A 1,097-nucleotide genomic window follows, 5' to 3' on the forward strand; every position below is an offset into this window, starting at 1 on the left:
GTGGGTGATCACGCTGGTGCAGCGGTTCCTCGCCGACGGCGAGGCCGGGCTGGCGCCGCGGTCACGCCGACCACACCACAGCCCGGGGCGTACCCCGCAGCGTCTCGAGGACGAGATCATCGCGCTGCGCAAGGACCTGGACCGCGACGGTTACGACGCCGGTGCCGCAACCATCGCCGCGCATCTGCAACAGCGCCACGGCCCCCACGCAGTGCCGGCGGTCTCGACGGTCTGGCGGATCCTGTCCGCCCGGGGATTCGTCACCCCGCAACCACACAAGCGCCCCCGCAGCAGCTGGCAACGCTTCGCTGCCGACGCCCCGAATGAACGCTGGCAACTCGACATCACCCACTACCGACTCACCGACGGGACTGATGTCGAGGTCCTCAACATCATCGACGACCACTCCCGCCTCGCCGTAGCCTCCACCTGCCGCCGGACCTTCACCGCCGGCGACGTCAACACGGCCTTCACGGCCACGACCAGCACCTACGGCGACCCGGCGAGCTTGCTGTCGGACAACGGCGCGGTGTTCACCGGAACTCCCCGCCGCGGCGGCCGGGTCGCCCTGGAGATCACCTGCCACGCTCGCGGGATCCGGTTCACCCATTCCCGCGCCTATCACCCGCAGACCTGCGGCAAAGTCGAACGATTCCACCAAACCCTGAAGAAATGGCTCGACCGGCAAGCCCGCCCGGTCACTGTCAACAGGCTCCAGGCCCAGCTCGATGAGTTCCGCGGCTACTACAACACCGTCCGGCCGCACCGCGCGCTGAACCGGCGCACCCCCGGCCAGGCCTACATCGCCCGCCCGACCGCAGTCCCCACCGGCGCCCCGATCGACACCAGCCACTACCGCGTCCGCCACGACCGCATCGACCGCTCAGGGGTGATCAGCTTGCGGCACAACAGCCGCCTGCACCACATCGGACTGGGCCGCCGACACGCCGGCACCCGCGTCCTGGTCCTCGTCCGCGACCTTCACATCCGCGTTCTCGACATCAACGGAACGCCCCTGCGGGAGCTGACCCTCGACCCCACCCGGGACTACCAACCACAACCGCGACCGTGAACGATGTCGCGCGACACCCGTGCAC

Annotated in this window: 1 protein-coding gene; it reads left to right on the forward strand. The window is 69.5% G+C overall.

Annotation, left to right across the window (positions count from 1 at the left end; all coding sequences use genetic code 11):
• A partial coding sequence (locus AC5L35_RS37305; RefSeq protein ID WP_495064473.1) for an integrase core domain-containing protein occupies positions 1-1,072 on the forward strand: 1,072 nt, incomplete at its 5' end.
• Positions 1,073-1,097: the final 25 nt, after the last annotated feature.

It is taken from the genome of Pseudonocardia sp. OZ21 (assembly GCF_059359135.1).